We start from the raw sequence: 2,443 nt of genomic DNA on the forward strand, positions 1-2,443 counted from the left end.
CCCCAGGACGCGATAGGACCCCCGCGCCCGTGTTCCCCTCTCCCACGCTCCCCGAGCCCTGCGACTCCGATCAGGACCCCGGCCTGATCCCCGTCTACGGCCGCTGCGCGCCGTTCTGCAGCATGGACGGCCCCGCCTCCGGTCAGACCGTCGCCGAACACGGCCACGTCTGCGAGGGCCGCGGCTTCCCCGTGGACGCGTGGGGCGCCCGCGAGGACGCGCGCACCGTGTGGGCGTCCCTCGTGCAGCACTACCGTCACGGGGCGTATGCGCCCGAGGACGTGACCGGCCGGCCCGCCGTGCCGTTGGTCCAGCTCGTCTGGGAGGACGCCGGCTCGACCACGGGCCAGGCGTGGGGCGCGTTCATCACCCCGGCTCACGCCCGGTCCCTGGCCGCGGCCCTCGTGCACCTGGCCGACACCGCCGAGGGGCTCGACCTCCCGGCCCGCCGTCACGGGGGTGAGGCCCGATGATCACGTCCACTCCCGCCCAGCGGGCCGCACGGTCCGCGAACGGCAAGAAGGCCGCCGCCGTGTCGATCGCCGCCGCCCGCGAGCGCGCGGCCGCCCGCCTGGAGGACCTCGAGTTCCTGGCCGCCCAGGGCGCTAACCGGGCTGAGGCCGCCCGCCGCGCCGGCTTCCCCAGCGTGTCCGCCCTGGAGCGGTTCCTGTCCCGTCACCGGCGCCTGGACCTCGTGGCCGCCCTGCCGACCGAGCACCAGGCCCGTCGCCGCGGCGACTACTACCGGGCGGCAGCATGAGCACCCGCCCTGTCCCTGAGCCGGCGTCGCGTTCCCTGTGGCTGCACGCGCTCACGCACTCCGAGCTGCGCCGTGGTGCCCGCCTGGCCGGTCTGGCCCTGGCCACCCGCGCCACCTCCAGCGGCCGCGCGCACCTCACGGTGCCTGACGTGGCCGAGCTCGCCGGCGTCCACCCGTCCACGGCCCGCCGGGCGCTCGCGGACCTGCACGCCGCCGGATACCTCGAGCCGGCCCCCGTGTCGCCCTACAGCGGCGCGGGGGCCGCCCGGACCACGTACCGGCTGACCGTGCCCGTCCCGGCCGTCAGCGTGGAGAGGGGGGCCGCCTGATGGGCGCCACCAACGTCGCGCAGGTGTTCGCGCACTGGACGCACCTAGGGCACCGCGAGGCCCGTCTCCTCGCGTTCCTGGCCCTCGTGTCTCTGGACGCGGGGAACCCGCCCGTCTACTTCGGCGGATGGGCGGACGCGGCCCGGGCCATCGGCCTGGATCCCGAGGGCAACCCCGGCAGCGCGCGAAAGAACGTCCGTCAGGCGTTCCAGCGGCTCGCCACCGCCGGCGCCCTCGTGTCCTCCGGCAAGGCACACACGGGCCGCCGGGCAGAGTACGCGCTCACCCTCGACCCGGCGTGCACCGTCGTGGCGAGCGGGACCGCCACGGGGCCGCACGGCCGGACCGTGACGACGTGGACCCGTGTGGACCGCACCACTGGCCGGCCTGTGGATAAGTCCGCTCGCATCTGGGAGAGGGGGACCGGAACGGTCCCCCAGAGGGAGACCGGAACGGTCCCCCAGAAGGGAGACCGGAACGGTCCCAAGAGGGAGACCGAAGCGGTCTCCCCTAGGAGGGACGACGAACCACACCAGGAACACGGGGAGGAGAACATCGCCTTGGACGCAACCAGCAGTACGCCCGCGAGCGCGCGCGACCACCGCGCCGCAGCCGCATGGCTCGTGAGCCAGCCCGACCACGGCCGGGCCGCGCTCGCGGACGCCGTGGCGAACCGTGCCAGCCTCCCTGAGCCCGAGGCAATCATCCTGACCGCCCGCATGGCCGGATGGGTCCCCGAGGCCGAGGAAGTGCCGGCATGAGCCCCCGACGTCGTGACGAGCCCGCCCCGAACTTCACGCAGCCGGCCCTCCCGGACCTCGAGGACCTCGAGCCCGCCGCGGCCGAGCGCGAACGGCCCGCCCCGCCCTCTGGACGGCCGCCACTGCGCCTGGCCACGGTCACGGAGCTACGGCCAGTAAGCATGGGCGCCCGGGCTCTGGACCTCGTGGCAGCACTGCGCGCCGTGGGCGTCGTCCTGGACGGCCACCAGGCCCTAACCCTCGTCCACGCCGGCACTGTGGCCCCGATCGCGTGGGCCGGCGACGGCGACACCCCGGCAACACGTGCGAAGGCCGCCACGACGACCGCTGCCCTGGCCGCCGACCTCGCCCGCCGGCGGGCCGAGCACCACACCCGGGAGGTCCTGCCGTGACCGTCTGCCGTGACTGCGAGCGCGAGACCCCGGCCGAGGCCCTGACCCCCTCCGGGCTCTGCGCGGACTGCATCCCGTCCACCGCCGGCGCCGGCCGCCGTCCCGCCCCGGCAGCCGTGGGGCCGGGCCGCCAGGCCGTCCGCGACCTGCTGGCCCCCATGCGGGCCGCCCGGGCCGCCCGCGAGCGCGAACGCTCCGCAG

At 76.1% G+C, this 2,443-nt stretch carries 6 protein-coding genes; all 6 read left to right on the forward strand.

All coding sequences use genetic code 11. The features are described 5' to 3' along the window. Positions 1-29 precede the first annotated feature (29 nt). The gene (locus tag J1M40_RS12345) at positions 30-473 is read left to right on the forward strand and encodes a hypothetical protein (RefSeq protein WP_206450852.1); all 444 of its coding nucleotides are present in this window, start codon (positions 30-32) and stop codon (positions 471-473) included. Beyond that, positions 470-760, forward strand: a complete 291-nt coding sequence (locus J1M40_RS12350) for a hypothetical protein (protein ID WP_170079778.1) — start codon at positions 470-472, stop codon at positions 758-760. Before J1M40_RS12345 ends, J1M40_RS12350 begins: the two co-directional genes overlap by 4 nt. Then, a complete protein-coding gene (locus J1M40_RS12355) occupies positions 757-1,089 on the forward strand; it encodes a helix-turn-helix domain-containing protein (protein ID WP_206450853.1) in 333 nt (110 codons plus the stop codon). The genes J1M40_RS12350 and J1M40_RS12355 overlap by 4 nt, the downstream gene beginning before the upstream one ends. After that, positions 1,089-1,850: a hypothetical protein gene (locus J1M40_RS12360; RefSeq protein WP_101963173.1), complete on the forward strand. Its 762-nt coding sequence runs from the start codon at positions 1,089-1,091 to the stop codon at positions 1,848-1,850. Before J1M40_RS12355 ends, J1M40_RS12360 begins: the two co-directional genes overlap by 1 nt. After that, positions 1,847-2,242, forward strand: coding sequence for a hypothetical protein (locus J1M40_RS12365; RefSeq protein WP_145992771.1), 396 nt, complete (start codon positions 1,847-1,849; stop codon positions 2,240-2,242). Before J1M40_RS12360 ends, J1M40_RS12365 begins: the two co-directional genes overlap by 4 nt. Beyond that, a partial coding sequence (locus J1M40_RS12370; RefSeq protein WP_206450854.1) for a hypothetical protein occupies positions 2,239-2,443 on the forward strand: 205 nt, incomplete at its 3' end. The genes J1M40_RS12365 and J1M40_RS12370, both read left to right, overlap by 4 nt.

It is taken from the genome of Micrococcus sp. KRD026, from assembly GCF_017168445.1.
Classification (GTDB): Bacteria; Actinomycetota; Actinomycetes; order Actinomycetales; family Micrococcaceae; genus Micrococcus; species Micrococcus luteus.

Bases quoted from the DNA above. Each gene is read 5' to 3' on its own strand.
- J1M40_RS12350 (WP_170079778.1), top strand. From the start codon at position 470: ATGATCACGTCCACTCCCGCCCAGCGGGCCGCACGGTCCGCGAACGGC.
- J1M40_RS12355 (WP_206450853.1), top strand. From the start codon at position 757: ATGAGCACCCGCCCTGTCCCTGAGCCGGCGTCGCGTTCCCTGTGGCTG.
- J1M40_RS12360 (WP_101963173.1), top strand. From the start codon at position 1,089: ATGGGCGCCACCAACGTCGCGCAGGTGTTCGCGCACTGGACGCACCTA.
- J1M40_RS12365 (WP_145992771.1), top strand. From the start codon at position 1,847: ATGAGCCCCCGACGTCGTGACGAGCCCGCCCCGAACTTCACGCAGCCG.